Raw genomic sequence first — 19,812 nt, 5'->3', positions numbered from 1 at the left:
TAAAAGAGGAACATCATGGCAGTGACAGTCAACGGCACGGAACTGACGGACCAGGATATCGAACGCGAGTTGCCCGCCAATGCGGACACGCCCGATGCACATCAGGCAGCACTCACGGCGGCTGTGCTGCGCCGCGTGCTGCTCGATGAAGCCGCGCATCTGAAACTCGCGCCGGCAGGAAGCGACGAGCAATTGATCGAGGCGTTGCTCGATCATCAACTCGCCGGGTCCGCCGCTCCCACGCACGATGAGTGCAAGCGCCACTATCTTGCGGATCAGGAACGCTGGCGCGTCAACGAGCGTGCGCGCGTCAGCCACATCCTGTTCCAGGTGACTGAACGCGTGGACCTGGCAGCACTGAAACAGCGCGCCCAGCAAACACTCGACGAGTTGTTGGGCGCGGGCGCTGACATCGAACTGCGTTTTGTCGATGCAGCTCGGACCTTGTCGAATTGTCCGTCGGGTGTGGATGGCGGCGCGCTTGGAGAAATCGGCCGCGGCGATACCGTGGCAGAATTCGAGCGCGCGGTATTCGCCGCGCCCGCCGGCACGCTCTGCCCTGCGCTCGTGGAAACGGAATTCGGGTTTCACATCGTCCGTGTTCACGAAAAATCGCCGGGCAAGGTGTTGCCGTTCGAGCAGGTCGAGTTGCGTATCCGCGACGCCATGTCGCTCGCGCTGCGCGATCTTGCCGAACAGCGCTATGTCACCGAAGCCGTGGCGCGCGCGGACATTACGGGATGGAAGGACGGAAAAGCGATATGACGCAAGCGGCGGCGAAATTGCGCATCTTCGGAATTTGCGGGCGCTCGGGACAAGGCAAGACCACGCTGATTGAAGCGCTCTTGCCCTGGTTCCAGGCGCGTGGCCTGATTGTGAACGTGGTGAAACATAGTCATCATTCGATCGATCTGGAGCCGCCAGGCAAGGACAGCGCGCGCTTTCGCGCCGCCGGCGCGGGAGAAGTGCTGATTGCGTCGCCCTATCGATACGCAATCGTGCGCGAATTGCATGATGGTCCCGAGCCGCCGCTCGCCGATCTGATCGCGCGCCTGAGCCCCGCCGACCTGACGCTCGTGGAAGGGTTCACCCGCGAACTCCTGCCGCGTCTGGAGGTCGTGCGTCCGGGCGAGGGCCGCGACCCGCTTTATCTATCCGATACAGCAATCCTCGCCATCGCCACCGACGACGCCCCGCGTCTTCATGACGCACCCAATGTCCCGCTTCTGCCTCTGGCGGACGTTGCGGGGATTGGGGAGTTCATATGTAAAACAGTCGGACTCTAGCCCCGAATCACACGCACGCCGGATAATCAGAATCCTTTGCTTCTTTCCGGCGCGCCCCCGCAGTTCAATGTCCGACCATCTGCTTCACGCGGCTTCGTCCGTCACTCCGCTGCGCTACCGTCTTTCCACCCGCATCGTCATGTTGTCGGGCGTGGCGCTGGCTTTGTTTTTATCGATGATCGTAGGGACGCTGTGGCTTTCGTGGCAACTCGAAGGTGCCGGCGCCGCGATCAACGACGCCGGGAGCCTGCGCATGCGTGCGGGCAGCATCGCGATCCAGCTCGACGAAGCACGCGCATTCCGACCCGCGAATGTGGTTTCGCAAATCGCCCTGCTTGACCAGACGCTCTCTCGGCTCGAACAAGGCGACCCGGTCCGCCCGCTCTTTCTTCCCGAAACCACCGCCATACACGAGCAATTCAACACCGTATCGGCGATATGGCACAACGTGCTGAAACCTGCCATCGCGCAGAACGTTGCCGCCCCATACCTGTATCTCGACCGCCTGCCCGCCTTCGTCGCTCAAGCCGACGCACTGGTGCGTCTGATCGAGCAAGAAAATGCACGCAAGACAGCGTGGTTGAGGCGTTCGCAACTCGCGCTCGCGGCGCTCGCCTGCCTTGGCACCATCGCGATCGTGTATTTGCTTTATGCCTGGTTCGTGCTGCCCGTCCGCCGCCTTGAGCGTGGGCTGTCGCGGATCGAGCAGCGCGAGTTCACCGCGCGTTTGACAGTCGAATCACGCGATGAATTCGGCCGTCTCGCACAGGGGTTCAATCGCATGGCGGGCGAACTTCAAAGCCTGTACCGCGATCTTGCTCTGCGTGTCACCCACAAGACCGCACAGCTCTCGGCACGCAATAGCGAACTCGTCGCGCTTTATGAAATGACCGCGTTCCTGCACGGCGCGTACGACGTGGAAGTGCTCTGCCGCGGTTTTCTGGCGCGTGTGATCCGTCAGTTCGACGCCGCTGCAGGGTCCGTACGCATCCTCGCCCAGGACGACGACAAGCTCCATATGGTCGTCTCGGAGGGATTGCCCGAGCGCATGACCGATATCGAACGCTGCATGCCCGCGCGCGACTGTGTATGCGGCGCGGTGGCGACCAGCGGTATCGCGGTGATCAGGGATCTGCGTGCGGGTCAACCTTCGTTTAGCGCGCAGACCAGCGGCCCCGATTGCGGCAACGCCGGTTTTTCGTCCGTTGCGGCGTTCGGTATCGTCTCGCACGAAATTGCCCTCGGCTCGTTCTCGCTGCACTTTCGCCATGAACGCGAAATGCTGCCCTCGGAGACGCGCTTGCTCGATACGCTCGGACGGCATCTCGGGACCGCGCTGCAGAATCATCGGCTGGCTGCAGCGGCGCGCCAGCTTGCGGTGGCGCAGGAGCGCCATCTGGTCGCGCAGGGCTTGCACGACAGCATCGCGCAAAGCCTCAACTTCCTGAAGATGCAGCTGCATCTGCTTGATGCCGCCGCGAACCGCAACGACATGATCGAGGTCCGCGAGATCGTCCCGCTGCTGCGTGGCGGCCTGGAGGAAAGCTACGAAGACGTGCGCGAGTTACTCGTGAACTTTCGTACGAAACTCGGCGCCGGAAGTCTTCGCGACGCCATCGATGAAACTGTCGCGCGATTCGAGCGGCAATCGGGTACGCCGTTGCAGCTCGACTACGAAGAGGCGAGCGGCTTGCCTTTGCCATCCGATCAGCAATTACAGGTTCTGTTCATCTTGCAGGAGGCGTTGTCGAATATCCGGAAACATGCCTCGGCGGCGAATGTGCGCGTTGCCATCAGGAACGCTCAGGACTTCCATCTGACTGTCGCTTATAGCCGGCGTCATCTTAGATTCAACCTATAAACTACCTACAGCACGGGTTTTCTACGCTCGTCTAATACTCAAATATTAGATGTAAGTACGGTTTTTCGTTGCTTTTTCTAACAGAAGCTCGCGGTGCGAGTTTCTGCTTTTGTGATTTGTATGAGTATTTAGAGTTCATATCTTTCACGGGTTTTCAGGGGATGCAAGGGGAGTCCGAAACGACAATCATCCACAGGCAAGCCATCGCTAAGCGGCGACCGACCACTCTCTCGGCGCCACACATAGACCAATAGGTCAACCAAACCACAATCCGCGTAGTTGAGATGGTCCGACACAATCGCTCTCGGTTTGCGCACCCATTGCAGCGAAATTCATAACAGCCCAATATTCGACTCTAATGGAGCGCGCGCTCCAAGCACGTCGTTGCCTACTGAAATACACAAAGGTCGATTTGCAGTCTTTTATAATGCGTATCTATTTTTTGCGGCACTGACACGCACGAGTCGACATCACCTACAAAGTTCCAAACCTATCAAAGACAATTTGATACTATGCGGCCCGCCAAATCTCGACGTGGATGACTATGTTCTGGACATTCTGTGAACCCTCTTCGCAGTGCTAGGCCCAAATACAACATAGAGTTCTACTCACGGAGACACCCGCTAACCTTAGCTATACGTACGGCCCAGCGTCCTGAAAGACAAATCCAAATAGCAATTTAATGTTGTGAGAGACGAAGAGAGCGCAGTTCCAGCCGCAGCGATACCCAGAATTTAGTCTCAACCTTACAGATGTTATTCATGTTGTAAACAAAGAGCAGTTGCGACATCACAAGGGATAAAAGGCGGTCAGGGAAATCGACGGAATGAATCGCCTGAACACCATACAGCGTTTAGTACTTGAGCAAATAACTCATCGTACGTGCGCCAATAGACGAATTCAATTTGACTTCAGTGAATTGCTTAATCTAATGTCGCCATATTTTATAAAATCTTCACCAGCCCGGAGCATGGTCAGTTTGTCGCGGGCGGTATGCTTGGTCATACCCGGCAAGGCGTCGCCTAGGAACGAGCTCGAAGCAAGATACATAAAGATGGCAGACGATAGAATTTAAAGATTTGGGTCTCGTCCCAGATTTTGAGCGATTGCTGGAGCTGGCCTCGAATATGCCGCCCAGCTATTGCCCCCCGAACTCATCACAATTGCTAGAGCCGCTGGTTTATGAATGCGGTCAAGCGCGTGACGGCAAAAGACATTGGCTACTGCGGGAGACCGGGAACGCGCGAGGAGAGTTGCTTATCGAAGAGAATGGTCGTTTTTTGACCTCTGTTTTCCTGCGAGGCTGAAAGGGCTACACCTTGTTGCGCGAACGCATGGATGGTTATATGCATGCGGTGAGCGGCGGTTTCAACGTCGCCGCCGCACGTTGTCGTACAGAAACTGGCGATATTGCTCGACACTGCTTAGCCGAACCCTGTAGTTGTTTGCCAGACCGGGTCGTCCTTTCTGAAACGAGTTACGTGCGAAGCCGTCGTAGCCGATTTTCACGCTCAGCTCCCATCGCAAGCGCCTTACACCATCGTCTGACGCCATCGACAACTTTTATCAGGTCCTCCCGCCGCAGGCATCGGTCGGTAAGCTGCCGGTGCAATATCTTGTTGCGATACTGAATAGCATAGTCCACAGATTCGAGCAGCGAGCCGAATTCGTTGCCGATAAGGTCGGCAACGGTAAGGCGAAACAAAGCGTTGACACCCCGCTCGATTCCTTCGAAATAAAAATGCTTCTCCGCGCCGAGTGATGCGCGCAGCGCTTCAACGCTTACTTCGTTAAAGGTGTCACTCTGGAATACGAGGTGGGTGAAGAGCTTCCGAATCTGTCTTTCCATCTTCACAACGGCAAGGGTAAAGGCATCAACTCCGCGTGTCGGCGCGTCTGACAGTAGAACCACGTCAACAACCATAAATTCTTGTTCGTAGCTCATATTTGGCTCAGATTGAGGCGGAGGCTGCCCACGGCACTCCGCTGCTTCATGGTCCCGCATAACCAAGTTGCTTACGCGGGAAGTCAAAGTCTCTCCGTGCCACCCTTGCCCCTCGCTAAACGGCAAACTTTCCGCTTGACGAAAGGATGCCCATCGAACGAGTCGCATGCATCAGTGCAATATACCAACCGTACTTCGTGCGGTAAGCGTCCGGGGTGATTACCACATGGTCGAACTCCAGCCCTCTTACAAGAAGCGTACTTCCAATCGACCTGTTTTGCACAATTCGTCCCGGACACCGCACTGCGCTTACATCGAAACCTCCGCATTCGCTACTTTCTGGAAATGTCACGTGACAAGTCGAGGACACGGCAACGAGTGCAACGCTGTGAACGAACGACGCGCCTTTTGCCACTCCTTGATGGCAAGTTTGGGCGTGGGAGGTTTCTCTGCCGCGACGACCGATGGCGTCTCTATCGACACGACGTTTCCGTCTTCATTGCGCGTCTCCCTGACTACTGCGTCACCCTTTGCAGCTTTCAGGTACAACCGTAGGCTCTTGTCGTCGTCCCACCAAACTGCCTGATGGAATGCGTTTCGGTTTGTGACATTGCCGAGCACTGCAGCAATAAGACCCCATGTTGGCTCACCATCCGTCACTTCGCCTGTTTCCGAGCGGCGCGCCTGAAGTCGGTCCGACACGGTTCTAAGGTAGGAGATGTCGCGACCGACGGTCTTCTTCGACGGCAGCTCTTTACTGACGTTTTCAACGGCCTTGTTGTTACTGGACGCGACAAGTACTTCATGGCCTCGAAGAGACTCCGCCACACGATAAAGGTGATAGAACGCCCTGTCACCAGCGGCGACCTTTTGCCCTGATGCACTGAGGGCAGCCACAGGGTCGTCGAACGCCGCCATGGCGATGGCGCGGTCCATCACGCAACCCGCAACGATGTCTCGCAGGAGCGTCGTCTTTCCCGTTCCGGGCGGCCCATTGACAGCGACAATGCCTCGCCCCGTTCCAGCGAGTGTGTGCCGAATACCGTTCACAGCGGCCTGTTGCAGGGTGACGAGGGGATGCCCTCCGGGCGACGGCCAGCGCGCAGCGGGTGTGCGGCCTGGCGCCAGCAATGCTTCGAGAGCTGCGTGGTCAGTGAGCAAGTCTGGGCCTTGGTCGACCGGCTGTTGACCGAGAAAACGTGCGAGCGCTTCATTGGGTTGCCCTGCCGCGATTCGATTCGCCGCGCGGCCCAGGTCCGCCAAGAAAAACGAATTCAGAAGTTCAACTTCCGGAGCAGCGCGGGACTTGTAATAGTGATAGACGCGTATAGCAAAGGTCGGAGCTTCGACCAGGTCTGCAGGCAATTTCAGCGTCTGGACCAGCCATTGACACGCTTCGGCCGCGACCTCCCGCGTGACGGGCAACGGCTTTCCATCACGGTCGTGTCTTTGGAGGTGCTTAGTTAGCCCGTCGACCAACCGTGGCTCGGCGTCGGTCCACTCTCCCATACGTTGAAAATTGCTTTCGAGCGCAACGGGTAAGGCCCAGGCGAAACTCGACACTGCGACAGCCTTCTCTTCCAAGAGGCAACCATTCCTATCCAGCAGAACAGCAGCAATAGCGGCTTTCTCCCGCTCCCTACCGCCGCGCTCTTCAGCTTCGCCGAAAACTTCGACCAGTTTCTGCGTCGCCTTATCCATTGCGACGCAACCAAGAACAAGCTGATAAAACAACTGGTAGTTCGGTTTGGACCGCTCGCCCTTTGTCCACGGTAGCTCACCGCGGTCAAGCATTACAATGCGGCGCTGGTCACCATTGACAAGGTCGGCTGGGCGCCGATAAGTTTGAGGCGTCAACGCTTCTATCGCTATCCAGCTTACCAAGATTGACGCGGGGTCGTTCGGCGTCAAAGGAACGACCATCGGCGACACCGGGGTGTCCGAGTTCGATGGTTGTTCGACCTTCCGAGCCGGCGGTGGGTCAACACGCTTTGCGCGGTTTGCGTCCGTATCCTCGTTGTCGGCGACGACCGTCTTCCCGTTTTGACGCTTCGGGGCCGCACGTTTCTGCAACGAAGCCTCGACTCGTTGCAGAAGGGCCGCAGCACGCCCGGTATTGCGATGATTCAGCTCGTCTCGAAGAAAACTTTTGAGCGCGTGGTCATCGGAAGCTAAGGCAAACAGCTCCTCTAGCTCAGCAATACTTTTTTGTAAATATGGTCTCTGTACCGCCATGACCTCTCGGCTCGCTCTCGTTTTATTGGAATGTAAGTCACATTCTAGTACCTGAGGGCGCGTGACTCGAACCCTAGACCCTTTTGTCCCGCAATGCGCCGCCGACTATAAGCAAAGGCCTACAAGGTCGAGCATCTAAGTACCGCACGAGTGGCACTCGTGGAAAATGGCAGACCGTAGAGATAACTTAATACGCGCACATCGTTAAATTCTCCGGAGATAACGCATGCACATTGGACTGAGCAAACTCGGCGTCGAGCTTCGATTTGAGCCTTGTAATATGCGGAGCTCCAACAAAGTGACCTCTTCGCGCTCGAAATGTAGTTGCACCAGCAACGCAGGACACGCGGACACCATAAGGTTGCGATGCCACCCCCCATCTAAACTGGCGACGCGAGCGGCCTTTCAGGGCTAGCAAAGATTGTCTGCTTTCACCGAATCAATTTTCAAAGTCCTGCAGCGCGAAGCGTACCTCCGGTAACGAGTCCAATTTGGTCTGGCTCAGCCAAATGCCAAGCGTATCGTCTCCGTCGACCTCTCTCAACAAAACGCTTGCGAGCCGCACACATTCGGCCCGCACTAACGAAACAGAGATAGCTCGTATGCTAAGCGGGTCCACCTCCTGATAGTCAGTCTGAGTAAGGAGGTCTGAGAGCGAATGTTCAAGCCTTTCTGCATAGCTGAGACTTAGCCTGCCCGTCTTTACAAGCACTCGTGCGCACCTTAAAAGCGCGTTGAGTCCATGCTCTGGCGCGACTTCGATTGCCGACACCAGCCTGTTGTACACGTTGTCGGGAATTGAGACGCCGACGTGTTCCTCGTGCTTCGCCCACATCTGCACGGCAGATGTTGCACTACTCACACCTTTATGATTTGGCGCAATAAATCCCTTCATAATGAGCCGTGCGAGTGTTTTATCAAGGCCCGCTATTGATTTTAGGAAAAAACAAAGGCCAGCAATACCGGCCCAACCGTAATTTCTCTCGACCGCCTCCAATAAAGCAGCCCCGCGTTCGCTTGTTTTTTCTTTTTCTGACATGGCCGGCAGCAGAAGTTCCGAAATGATGTACCCGCTACGCTCCCATATCCATGGACCAAGGTCCGAGCCAAAGGCATTGGCACGGCTAGACGTTGGTGCTGCTTCGGGGCCCCACGCCAGAAACTCGTCAAACATTCGCGCAGCTTCATACGATTTCGGCTTTAAGTCCAACTGCGCTGCATGCTGCAGAGCCATGATGAATGATTGGCGCTCTTCCACTTCCTTCGACCCAATTGAATTTGGGACACGCAAAATGTTCTCAATCGGTGCGGCAAACAGCACTTCGCGAACGAGCGCATGTGCATCAACAGTGTCAGGAGCAGGAAGCAATGCAATCGTACTACTCAAAAGGTTGGTACCCGAAGGTAGTCCGCTTTTTTCTTTATCAACGTCCGACCACAATGCGTCTCCGAACCGTGCCTGTTCGCCGTCATCTAAGGCGCCACGAAGCATCAAAAATGTTAGGCGCATGATTGCTTCAGAACGGTCAGGGCGGCCCTTGCCCGCCGCAGCCGTAAGTTCCTGGACGCGCAACTTCCATGCAGCATTACGGGCGCTCATATCAGGGGTAGCTTGCCAAACCATTTCCACAAACTCTGGCCAGAAGTGCTTCTCTTGACTTGCCTCGTGAGATAGCAAAAAGGATGCTGCGGACCACGCGACCCTTTCTTGGCCGGCCCTTGAAATAGATTGAGCCGAATACTTACCCACTTCCTTGAGCGCATCAAGAATCCAATGGTGTTGCAGTTCAGAGTTCGTTGCCCATCCGATAGCTTGTTTAAACAAATCTGAAGCCTCAACCTCCGTCATTCTGACACTGAGGCGCGCAAGTGCCACTAGATATAACCGCAGCTCATCAATGGCAATTCCTCGCTCATCCCGAAAATCGGCTCCTTTTGTGTCGACAAGCCTGTCGCGCCAGTACTCAACCATGGTACGAACTAGAGTAATCAGCTCTCTGGCTACACCATCTTCGAGTTGGGCAATCAACAGACGGCTAAACCACCGTTCAAATTCTTTGTCAAAGTGGCTGTGAAGCCCTCTCAAAGCAGCTGCGTACCACTGGAACGTTGGTTGGTAGCAGATTTCAAGGGTCTGCAGTAGAACATGCGTACAATAGCCAGCGCTGTTGATTCTTAATGGAAGCCCTGTGCTTTCCATCATGTAATCAAGTTCGAGCCCCGGCATAAGCCAACCTTCTTCGATTTCACGCGATTTAGGGCGTGACACAGGTCGATACCGTCCCGCGTCGAACAACGGAACCATCGTCACTGCCTTTTCTCGCTGCTCGTTCTGGATGCGTTGCGCGGATGCAGATATTCCTTCAAGCTCCTTGTGAGGGTCCACTTGAGCCGCCGTAAAGTCACGCGCCGGCGGGAGGTCCTTTCTCAACGCCCAGTTCGCGGCGATTGTGCCTCGGTTAATCAACTCTGCCCAACCGAGTCTCGCTTGGACCCATACAGATGAACGGTCAAGACGATGTGCCCTATCAAGTTCGCCGGCGGCCTCTTTAATGTGCTGAGTAGCTTGAATATAGCGACCTGCTTCTGCGTAGAGGGCTGCTCGACGAAGCTTCCATACTGCGTCGTCCGTTTTTATCTGGTCCGCGAGTTCGAGCACCTCGCTTAGTCGACCTCTATCCCGCGCAAAGAGCGCCTTCTGGTACCAGCAATCGAGCCCCCATTTCTCGTGAAGCTCCGCTGCGTTGTCAAATTTCTTCGCCCAATCGTCAAAACTCGCTTTATCGAATGAAAGTCGTGCATCACGCAGTAAGACAACCGTCAGAAAACCACGGGTGTCCGGTGCGACATCACTCCAGTGTGCCTGCAACAGCTCCGTTACAGCGCCAATCGCCAATTGTGTCATCGGTTTTCCCGATGTCGTTCGCCGCCAAGCCAATTCGTACAACGCGTCAGTGCGCTCCTGATGGGAAAGCTTTAGCAAAGCCTCTGGCCGAAATATCCATGCTTCGTCCATATCCGTCTGCAGAAGTGCTCTCAGCTCTTGCGGGCAAACAAGCCATCCCGGGTATCGGCGCCGGTCTTGCCGCCAGAGTTCAGTGGTCTCTTTTAGAGCGTCGGCACAGAAGTCGCTGTCTTTAACCGTCCGGGAGTATGCGTCAGCGCCACCTTTACTAAGGGGGTAGTCCTCTGGCTGATGAAGTTTCCACTCGTGAGCGGCATTGGGACGCGCGGCGACAAGGGCCTGTAAGAAAATCCGAGTAACACGCTCATGCTTGTCCGGCGCATCCGCCTCAACAAGAGGCGACAGGTCGATTGGAGAAACGTTGTGCGCTTCGAGATACTTGCGCTTGGATGCTGATAGCTTAAGACAACCCACGAGATATATACGTCGAGCTTTGCCGCCTAGGTGGTCTCGGACCCAGCCCGCCCACTGTAGGAAATTTGGGTCGTCGCCAGAGAAGCCCACAAGACATAGCTCGTTCTCGACGAACACTTGCCGTGCAAGGTTCAAAAAAGCCGCATGCTTCTCTGGATATGTACGGTAGTCCTCCTCCGCGAAAATCAATGGTCCTGCGTCGCCGAGTGAACCATGTAGCTTCACGATGCGTGGGGCTCGGGCGTGTGGAAGGTCCGCCTCAAGCGCTACAACTTCGTACGCCTGTTCGACACGCTCAGCGGCCCTTTCGAGCAAAGTGTCCCAGTTAGTGGTCAGCACGTCGGCCCACGGCAATTTCAAAAAGTCGACGTGCAGCGCTCCCGGTTGCCATGCCTTGTCGGGGCATCTTGTACGGATGAATTCATCCAAAGCCGCCTGACCAAAGTAAATCCTATATTCCTCGGCAATACGCAGAGCATTCGTGGGCCTGTCTCCGGAATTGCCATATAGTCGTTCAAGCATCTCGTCGATAAGACTCTTCCAGAGAGGTGGCGCTTTTGTGTCAAGTCCGGGAAGAATCGCATTTCGACTGAATCCAGACCCGACCATCAGAGCGGCACCTCTCGCCGAGCCATCACGCCACAACGCACGGCCGAGTTGCTGTAACGCCGGAAAGTCCTGCAGGTCCTTTAAAGCATCTATCATTGTTGGGCTTTTTCGCAAAGGTGCAGACTGACGAGGCGGAGCGGAACTAATTGAATAGCTTATCGTCTTGCTTGCTTCGCATCTACAAGTGAGGGATGGAGTTCGAGAGCGATACGGCCCATCCCGAGCCGTATCGACTAGCATGATGATGCTCTGATATGAATGTCAAGATAACCCGGTCTAGCCGAGAAGTTCCGCCTGACGCTGAATTGCAAGCACGCGAACCTCACGCGGTTTCTATCCAGGGGCATGCAAGGTACCAACCTCACCTTTAGCGAGACCAAGCAAAGGTTGAGCTAACCCTGACCTCTCATTGATGATTGCCATCCGGGCACTCCCTTCGCTATTTACGATTAGGACACTATGAAGTTCCGATGAGTCATCGATTAAGCAATAGGTCACCCTATCGCCAACCTCCGCGAGAATGTCAGCAACGTTGCCCGCTTCTGCCTCAATCGACTCAATCGCAACGGTTGCATCGTCATCGCTGATGCGGCGGGCCGATTCAGTCTCAAGCATCAGCGTTCGGAGAGATTGCTTTCGTCGCATCTAGCCAAGCCATTTCTAGGCGCGCTCTGCTGCCCGCGTTAAGTTTGCGAAGCCCAACTACCCGGGCCATCGCCGGCACGCCAGATTCTTTGTCGTGCCCCGCTCGCATCATGTCGAACGCTAGTGCGCGAAGTTCAGCAAGCGAAACCTCATCGACTGACCGTGCTGTGCCATCGACGGGTCGTCTGAATCGAATCTGCGTTTCGGCGAAATCATCTTTTGCACGGAAAAACGTGCCTACATCCTCTGGGTCGCTGCTGCAGTGCTGCGAAGCCAGGCGTACGACCCGGTCCTGGATTTTCGCGCCCGTCCGAACCCAGCCATGAGCCCGTGCAATGCGACGCGCGAGGACTTCGTCGCGAACTGGTCCTTCCACTCGTACGACGTGCTCAATCAAGCGCAAAAGCGTCGGGTTATAGACGATGTCGAAGAAGGCGTTAGCATCAACGGCGTAACCCTCGAGCGTCAAATCGACCTCAACGAAACGTCCCTCAACCGAGTCGGCTAGATTTGAAACCGAGGCATTTCGAGCGTAAGTGCCAGGAAGCACGGTAGCGTCAACTGCGGCATCGACGTCCGACGAAATATGGGCCGCCTCGGCGGAGTGACCCACCTGTTCATCCGGCATTGCCATAACGTCTGCGATGACCTGCTCCGCAAGGACTGTCGCCTCCTGCTCAGTCTGCGCTCGCCTCGCCCGCTGTTCAGCGAGCAATTCCTCAAGCTGATGATGAATCTTTTCGAGGGTTCCCTGCATATCAATCCACCAGTCGGTCGACCAGATACGCAAAATGTCCCAGCCTAGCCCGCGCAAGACTTGCTCACGCAATTTGTCGCGGTCGCGTGCGGTTGCCGAACGATGATAGGTCGCGCCATCGCACTCGACACCGGCGAGGTATCGTCCAGGTGCGTCCGGGTCGACTACGCCAAGGTCAATCCTGAATGCAGAGACGCCGACTTGCGGATGCAAAGTCCACCCCCTTTCGGTGAGCGCGTTCGATACTGCTTTCTCAAACGGACTCTCGAAGTCCCCGAGGCTGCCTGCGACCGCCTCGCCTAACGCACGCGCACCACGGTCCGCGAACTCCAAGAAGTGCTTCAAGTCACGAACCCCGAGGGCCTGGGTTCTCGACAAGTCCATCTGCTCCGGACGGAAGCTACCGAAAACACGAAGCTCCTGTCTTGCACGGGTAATGGCAACATTTAACCGGCGCTCGCCGCCCTGCTGATTCATGGGGCCGAAGTTCATTGGCATGTTGCCGTCAACCCCCGGGCCGTAGGTCGTTGAGAAGTACATGATGTCCCGCTCGTCACCCTGCACGCTCTCCAAGTTTTTCACAAACACTGGTTCGAGCTGCGTTTCGAGAAAGAAGTGCTCAAGTGACGGGTCCTTGCGGCGTTCTTCATCGAGCAAATCCTCGATGAGCGATTGCTGTTCAGAATTAAACGTCACGACACCGATGGTCAAGCCGCTGTCGTGGAAACCAGGTGCTTTCATCTTGCCGATTAGGTCAGCTACAAGGGCCTTCGCTTCTGGCTTGTTTGTCCGCGCCCCGCCGCGCTCGTACTGACCATTTGCAACATGAGTGAAGCTGACAGCACGGTCGTTTGTGACCGGACTCGGGAATGTCACCAACTCTCCGTCGTAGTAACGATGATTCGAGAATGCAATCAGGCTTTCATGACGGCTACGGTAGTGCCATGACAACTTCATGGTCGGCAGATTGGCACCGATACACTCTTCGAGAATACTCTCCAGTTCAGTCTCGACATCTGTGTCGTCAATGTCCGATTCCGCACGGTCAAAAAAACTGGTTGGCGGCAGTTGTTTGGGGTCGCCAACCATGATGACCTGCTTCGCACGGGCCATCGCGCCAATAGCGTCCCACACTGGAATCTGTGATGCCTCGTCGAAGATGACAACGTCAAAGTTTGCTGTTTCAGCTGGCAAATACTGTGCAATCGACAACGGGCTCATTAAAAGGCATGGCGTCAAGCGCATTACTGCACTCGAGGCCTGAGACATCAATTCCCGCAGAGGCAGGTGCCGAGTCTTCTTTTGCATCTCGTAGCGCAATAGGCCCCATTCAGAGCCTCTCGAGACACGGTCCGGTGAAGGATGTCCCGCGGATAGCTGCGCACGTACCCATGCCTGAGTTAGGCCGATGAACCGTTCATCAAGCTCACGGAAATCCCGAATGCGTTTCTCGTGCTCTGCGGAAACAAATGTACGCAACACGTCGTCGACGTCGACGACCGCGTTCAACCACCATCGGCAGTAATCGGTCTCAAACGCCTCCTTCACGCGCCCCAACCGGACTGCCCCTTGTTCAACACCAGCCACGAGCGGAGCAAGCCCCAACGCAAGAGCCGCCGCGCGGGTCTTGCGCCACGCACACCAGGCATTCAACCGATTCGAGCTAGCCAAGACGTCGCTTGCACGTGCCGCCAGTGCGGTAGGGATAAGTGCACCCAGAGTCGCGACATCAGAACTCGGCAAGCCGCTCGCGACCGTGAATTGCGTCACTGCCTGATTAAACGCCTTTAGTGCCTCGGCATACATACGCCCGGCAGCAGCAATCGCGCCCGTCGGCTCAAGCAGAACATTACTATCGCCCAGCAGCAATGCAATCGGGCTCTTTACCGCCGCCAGCGCGTCAGGCGAATTTGCCATCAATGCAAGCGCGCCCGACAGCGCCTCAAAGAAAATAAGCGCTGGTTCGATTGCCTCCAGTTTTGTCTGCAGGCCGTTCCATAGTCCGCCGGTCTTCGCGGGGAGGTCGTCAAACTCCTTGAGACGAGCACCGAGCGCAACTACGTCGCGCATCTTCTTGAGGTCCGCCGACGCGACGGCACCAGCACTGCCGCGTTCGATAACGCTGAAGTCCTCGTCCTGCCAATAGCTGCTAGCCACTGCTGCTGCCAGCGCACCCTGAAAGACGACGTATGTCTTCGCGACAGCCAAATCCGTTTTATATCCAACCCAAACGCCGTCTGTCTGTTCCTCGAGTCCGGAAAGGCGATTGATTAACTGGTCAATCTGACGAAGTTCTTTGATGCGAGCGAGGTCTTCACGCGCCGTCTCGCCACACTGACCCCGGCTAACCGGGTCAAGCCCAACATCTTCCCAAGCCGCGCGTATGCGAGCCTGTTCGAGGGCAGTTTGGAAGCCAAGGGAAGCCCGTGCGACATCAAGTTCCGTCTTCAGTCCCAGCCATGCGCCCGATGTCGGCAACGACAGGTCGTCGAGCGCTTTGATTTCTTCTTGAAGTGAATCAATCTGCTTGAGACGTTCGATGTCGCCGCCAATGTCGGGCTCGCCTCCGCCGGTCGAGAGGTCCACGAGTTTCTTCAAAAGCGAGCGGCGGCGCATCATGCTCATCGGCCAGGACGAATCCTGCAGCTCCCGCCACTCGAGCTGGAGTTGCTGAACCGTTGCCGTCGAAATACCGTCTTTGTATTTGAGTGACAGTTGGTCAACCACGTCCTGGCGCTTTCGCAGCAGCTCGATACCAGCGGAAAGCCGTGACCTTAGCGATTCGTTCCACGGCTGGGAAAGCTGCGAATGAAGTTCGTGATAACGAGTGAGCTGAACGATACCTTGTCGCACTTCCTCCAAGACCTGGTTGCCCCGCGGCGCTGAAAGTGAAGCGTGCAGTTCGCGGTGTCGTTCGACCAATGGTTTCGCGACGCGCAGATAGTCTGCAATTGTTTTTGCATCCGGACGCAGAACGAACTGCCAATCGTGCCCAGACGCGGACGGCAGAGTCGAAGCCAACAGGCGCAGGCCTTCCCTAACACGGGTGTCGAGAACAGGTGGCGGTAAACCGATGGCGACCCTCAGTTGCTCAGTTGCCGCTTCAAAACGGGCGACACCCGGGCCAATGGCACGAGCCGAATCTAGCAGCGCGGCTTGCCACAGCGGCGACCACTCAGTCTGAACCACGTGAGCGAGTGGGCTCGACGTCAACTGCCCCTCTCCCATCAATTTCGCGTGAACATCCAGCAGCTCGGCCGTCTCACGCAGCGTTCGCATTGCAACTGAATCGTGAACCCTAGCAGATGGCCATGAGAGCTGTAGGACTGGCATGTCATGCCCTGCAACGACGCGTCCAATCGCCTCGTAGACGCTTAGCCCGTTCGGGTACCGAAGATGCAAACGCTCGACATAACCATTTAGCTGATTTCGCAATCCCTCAAGCCGTGCAGCTTCCGCATGCCATTCACCAGGCTCCAGAGCGGCAGCAGAATCCCACGATGTACGCAGCTGTTCGAGAACTTCCGTCTTACGTGCTTTGTTGGAATGTAGTTCGAGGCAGAAGTTGCCAAGACCCACTTCGGCGAGTCGGCGATACACTACATCCAGCGCCGCCATCTTCTCCGAGACAAAGAGCACACGCTTTTTTTCTGCCAGACATTGAGCAATCAGATTCGAGATAGTCTGGCTCTTCCCCGTTCCCGGAGGTCCGATAAGAACAAAGTCTTTCCCTTTGCTTCCTGCCACGACTGCTGAAAGCTGCGACGAATCGGCCGGTAATGGGCAGAAGGTGTTCTTCACTGGAAGCTCTGCATCGAGTCTCCGTGCCTCTGGAAACTCGACCGTGCTTTCGTAAGAATCGCGCGGCGTCTCGATGAGATGACGGACGACCGCATTTTGCTTGAGTTGCTCAGTTCGTTCGGTTAAGTCCTTCCACATCAAGTACTTTGCGAACGAAAAGGTAGCCAAGACAACGTCCTCAACGACTTCCCATCCCTTGATGTCCTTGATAGCGCTGGAGACCGTCTTCCATATGCCCGCGACGTCCAAACCGGAATCATCCTTCAGCAACTCCGTGTCCTGGATGCCCAGTTCCAGTTCGAAATCCTGACGCAGCATTTCGATAAGGGTCGGGTTGAAGCGCGGCTCGTCGTCATGCAACTTGAGGATGAACCCGGAGCGGGCGCTGCGTCGCTCAAGCGACACTGGGACCAGGATAAGCGGCGCCCGGTACTTCTTATCGTCTTTCGCGTCACGAGTCCAGGATAGGAAGCCCAGCGCTAAGTACAGCGTGTTGGAGCCGCCTTCCTGCAAATTGGTACGCGAGGTACGGAAAAGCTCAACCAGTCGAGTGTCCATTTCGTCCGGCGAGAGTCCGACAAAAACCTCTTTGCGCTTCAAAGCATCTAACGCGTGGGAACGCCGGATGTTTTCGCGCTCACGCGCTTCGTGAATTGCCTGGCTACGAGGGTCGTTCCCATCCATTAAGTCCGGGCGCGTAAGCAACTTGATGACGTGACCTTCGGCTAGAATATCCTCAAGGTGACCCGGGTCAGGTGCATCCAGCTTCAATGATTTCTTGCCAGCCTTGAAGCTCAGCAGGTTGTTTCGAAGCGACAGGTCAAGAAGCTTCCGCTGCCAGCGGGTCAGTCGGTCCTCTAGGCGTTCGACAGCCTTGTCGTCCGCAGAATTCTCTAGGTCTTCTGGCAACTCCGGAGAATCCTCAAGTCGGCGTTCCAGATTTGTTCCTTCCGTGCCGGCCGTCCCTCGCTCGACCACCTGCTCGCTGGCAAGCGGCTTGATGCGTTGCAGTCGAGCGCGGCGAATGTCAACAGCCAGGTGAAAACTGCGTTCGGCTTCCTCGGAGATTTGCTGGTCACCATTCCCGATGGCGAAGCTGAAAGCCGGGTAAGGTCGGTGCGTGAGCATCGTCGACTCGAATACGACCATTTCCTTCAGCTTCACACGTTTGCGTAGTGCAGTCACATCATCGACAACAGAGGTCGAGAACTCTTCCGCTTTCAGCCAGACGCCCGGGAACGCGTGACCGTCAGTAAAGACAAGGACAGCGTTGAGTCCTGCCTGCTCAAGCGCAGCGCACACAAATAGTGCGAGGTCGAGACAAGTGCCAAGGCCCGAGTCGACAATCTGACTGGGGCTTCGTACCTTCTGTCCGAACTGTTCGAAGCTAGCCGGGGGCACCGCATAATCGAGCCCCATCGACCCAATTGCGCTCCATATAGCGGAAGCCAATTCCCAGGCCCGGCGCGGCCCTTCCTGATACCCGTTAATCGCGCCCGACTTGCCGGCTTTGTGGAGTACGTCTGCGGCTTTCTTCAAAACCCGCTCTATCGCTGGTTCATTCGGTTGAACGAATGCCGCGACCATATCAGGTAAAGCCGAGAGGCCGCCCCATTGATTGCGCGGCAACAGTTCAACGGTAGATTCAAGCGAGGCGAGCTCAACACGCTCTACCAACCCCGTCGTGAGCCTGAAGGTTATGACCGCCCGTTCCGATTCGGTCAACCGACCTAGAAGCGCCCCGTCCAACGACAGGTCGAGGTCGCGAATGCGCACATCCGTCCCAGCCGCGATATGGTCTAAGTGCCAGGTCTTCGGTTTGAAAAAGGAGGGTTCCGACGATGCGGTTAGCCTCAACTGCTCGATATCGTCGTCGGTCTCGTTGGCAAGCGAGAGTTCGTGGACAACAGGGACGGCGTTCTGGAAGTCGGCCAGATTTATTTTGCCAGCGAGCGTGGCTTTAATCTGCACGCAACGCGGCTCCTCCGGCGTTTCTGCCGGCTCAACAATACTCTCGTCCATCTGGCCCCCATCGCTGTGCTTGTATGCCTTCTATCAGTTTGATTATGTCGTCAGCTAGCCGTGACCCATATGCCGAGAAGGCACGCAGAACACGGGCTTTTCATGGCATCGATGCCTGCAAGGACCGATTGTTAGTTCCCAGTCCCCGTTCGGGCCGTCGGAACACGCAAATAAACGTATGCCATTTTCGACTCGTCCAAGATTGCGACGACAAACAATTTCACGATTCTCTGTGGATTAACAGAGCCGCTACGCATATTTTGGCTCGACTGTGTATGTCCTTGGTTATCGGCGCAAAAGCCGAGAACATTAGGCTTGGCCCGTGAGTACAGACGGCTCGCAAACCAGCTGCCCTCCGGGCGTGCCCCACAAGGGTGCGCCAATAAGGCATACGATAGTTGCGATACGTCCGACGGAGCACGCCATGTCTCAAAAATTGCATATGCTCGTGCGCTCGGATTCGCGTATCCCGTATTTTCGGCGGTTGATTCCCTCGCAACTAAGTTCCGCATTCGGGCGCCGCGAATTCATATGCTCGGTTTCGGACGAAGACGCATTAGTCGCAGACTTCTGGTCCGCCGCATTACTTGCAAAAACGGAAGAACTGCTTTGCTTCGCTCGTGAGAGCTCAGCGACAACCTTTTGCAAGTGCCACGGACTAGCGACGCTTTTTGACGCCTACCGAGACCATCTATCCGCGGGCCATACGACCAGGCGTAATGTCACTAAGTACGAAAAACCCACGTCAGACGACGGCAAATCCGCATTGTCGACATTCCGCCGAGCGGTACGGATTAGCGAATTTGACAGGTCATCAGCTTACCGCGTGGCGCAGCGTCGCCGGCTGCATGCATGGTGTAGCGGACAAGCAAACTCGGATGGCTTTCGGCGGCCAATTTATTGAGCTCACGAATGTCCTGGCCGAACGACATAGGCTAGATGAAACCCCAATAGGATTCGATGGGCTTGACGACCGTTCCAAACAATTGGCGGAATTGGTCGAAGCGGCGGTACTCTTCTGTCGCCGCGACGACATGGCCGAAGCGTACGCCGGGCTTGCCGACATACTGTGGAACGTCGCAGTAGTTTGGCCTACATCACGACAGGCTATCTGCACGCTTTTCGAGCGGGTGTATGACGAGGCTCGTCTCCGCGATAGCGCTGCGCTCTGGACAGCTATCGTGAATCTGCGAGCCCTGTGTTGATTGATGCGTGAACCAAGGTTGCGTAGCTGCAGCCTGCTACTGGACTTCGAGTAGCAGTCATGGACCT

The 19,812-nt window shown here is 56.1% G+C and carries 8 protein-coding genes; 4 read left to right on the top strand and 4 right to left on the bottom strand.

The window, feature by feature from the left end; genetic code table 11:
• Positions 1-15: 15 nt before the first annotated feature.
• The 3 genes from HB633_RS18085 to HB633_RS18075 all read left to right on the top strand — a co-directional run bounded on the left by HB633_RS18085 (position 16) and on the right by HB633_RS18075 (position 3,147).
• Complete coding sequence (locus HB633_RS18085) at positions 16-765, top strand: peptidylprolyl isomerase (RefSeq protein WP_213779561.1); 750 nt, start codon at positions 16-18, stop codon at positions 763-765.
• Positions 762-1,286 carry a molybdopterin-guanine dinucleotide biosynthesis protein B gene (gene mobB / locus HB633_RS18080; RefSeq protein ID WP_213779560.1) on the top strand — a complete coding sequence of 175 codons (525 nt, stop codon included), beginning with the start codon at positions 762-764 and terminating at the stop codon, positions 1,284-1,286. The genes HB633_RS18085 and mobB overlap by 4 nt, the downstream gene beginning before the upstream one ends.
• Positions 1,287-1,353: 67 nt before the next feature.
• Complete coding sequence (locus tag HB633_RS18075; RefSeq protein WP_213779559.1) at positions 1,354-3,147, top strand: type IV pili methyl-accepting chemotaxis transducer N-terminal domain-containing protein; 1,794 nt, start codon at positions 1,354-1,356, stop codon at positions 3,145-3,147.
• Between the two features lie 1,477 nt (positions 3,148-4,624).
• Here the strand turns inward: HB633_RS18075 and HB633_RS18070 are convergent.
• The 4 genes from HB633_RS18070 to HB633_RS18055 form a co-directional block, all read right to left on the bottom strand.
• Positions 4,625-5,092, bottom strand: coding sequence for a hypothetical protein (locus HB633_RS18070; protein WP_213779558.1), 468 nt, complete (start codon positions 5,090-5,092; stop codon positions 4,625-4,627).
• Positions 5,093-5,440: 348 nt separating this feature from the next.
• Positions 5,441-7,327 carry an AAA domain-containing protein gene (locus HB633_RS18065; protein ID WP_213779557.1) on the bottom strand — a complete coding sequence of 629 codons (1,887 nt, stop codon included), beginning with the start codon at positions 7,325-7,327 and terminating at the stop codon, positions 5,441-5,443.
• A gap of 439 nt (positions 7,328-7,766) precedes the next feature.
• On the bottom strand, positions 7,767-11,411 hold the full coding sequence (locus tag HB633_RS18060) for an SIR2 family protein (protein ID WP_213779556.1): 3,645 nt from the start codon (positions 11,409-11,411) through the stop codon (positions 7,767-7,769).
• A gap of 511 nt (positions 11,412-11,922) precedes the next feature.
• Entirely contained in the window at positions 11,923-18,540 is a 6,618-nt protein-coding gene (locus HB633_RS18055) for a DUF3320 domain-containing protein (protein ID WP_213779555.1), read from the bottom strand.
• Positions 18,541-19,343: 803 nt separating this feature from the next.
• Between HB633_RS18055 and HB633_RS18050 the strand changes: the two genes are divergently transcribed.
• Entirely contained in the window at positions 19,344-19,745 is a 402-nt protein-coding gene (locus HB633_RS18050) for a hypothetical protein (RefSeq protein ID WP_213779554.1), read from the top strand.
• Positions 19,746-19,812: the final 67 nt, after the last annotated feature.

Origin of the sequence: Caballeronia sp. dw_276, from assembly GCF_018449635.1 — a bacterium.
Lineage (GTDB): Bacteria > Pseudomonadota > Gammaproteobacteria > Burkholderiales > Burkholderiaceae > Caballeronia.
The sequence above is the reverse complement of the archived record's forward strand: the minus strand, read 5'-3'. Positions and strand labels throughout refer to the sequence as shown.

Excerpts from the sequence above, each read along its gene's own strand:
- HB633_RS18055 (WP_213779555.1), bottom strand. The coding sequence starts at position 18,540 with ATGGACGAGAGTATTGTTGAGCCGGCAGAAACGCCGGAGGAGCCGCGT.
- mobB (WP_213779560.1), top strand. The coding sequence starts at position 762 with ATGACGCAAGCGGCGGCGAAATTGCGCATCTTCGGAATTTGCGGGCGC.
- HB633_RS18085 (WP_213779561.1), top strand. The coding sequence starts at position 16 with ATGGCAGTGACAGTCAACGGCACGGAACTGACGGACCAGGATATCGAA.
- HB633_RS18070 (WP_213779558.1), bottom strand. The coding sequence starts at position 5,092 with ATGAGCTACGAACAAGAATTTATGGTTGTTGACGTGGTTCTACTGTCA.
- HB633_RS18075 (WP_213779559.1), top strand. The coding sequence starts at position 1,354 with ATGTCCGACCATCTGCTTCACGCGGCTTCGTCCGTCACTCCGCTGCGC.
- HB633_RS18065 (WP_213779557.1), bottom strand. The coding sequence starts at position 7,327 with ATGGCGGTACAGAGACCATATTTACAAAAAAGTATTGCTGAGCTAGAG.
- HB633_RS18060 (WP_213779556.1), bottom strand. The coding sequence starts at position 11,411 with ATGATAGATGCTTTAAAGGACCTGCAGGACTTTCCGGCGTTACAGCAA.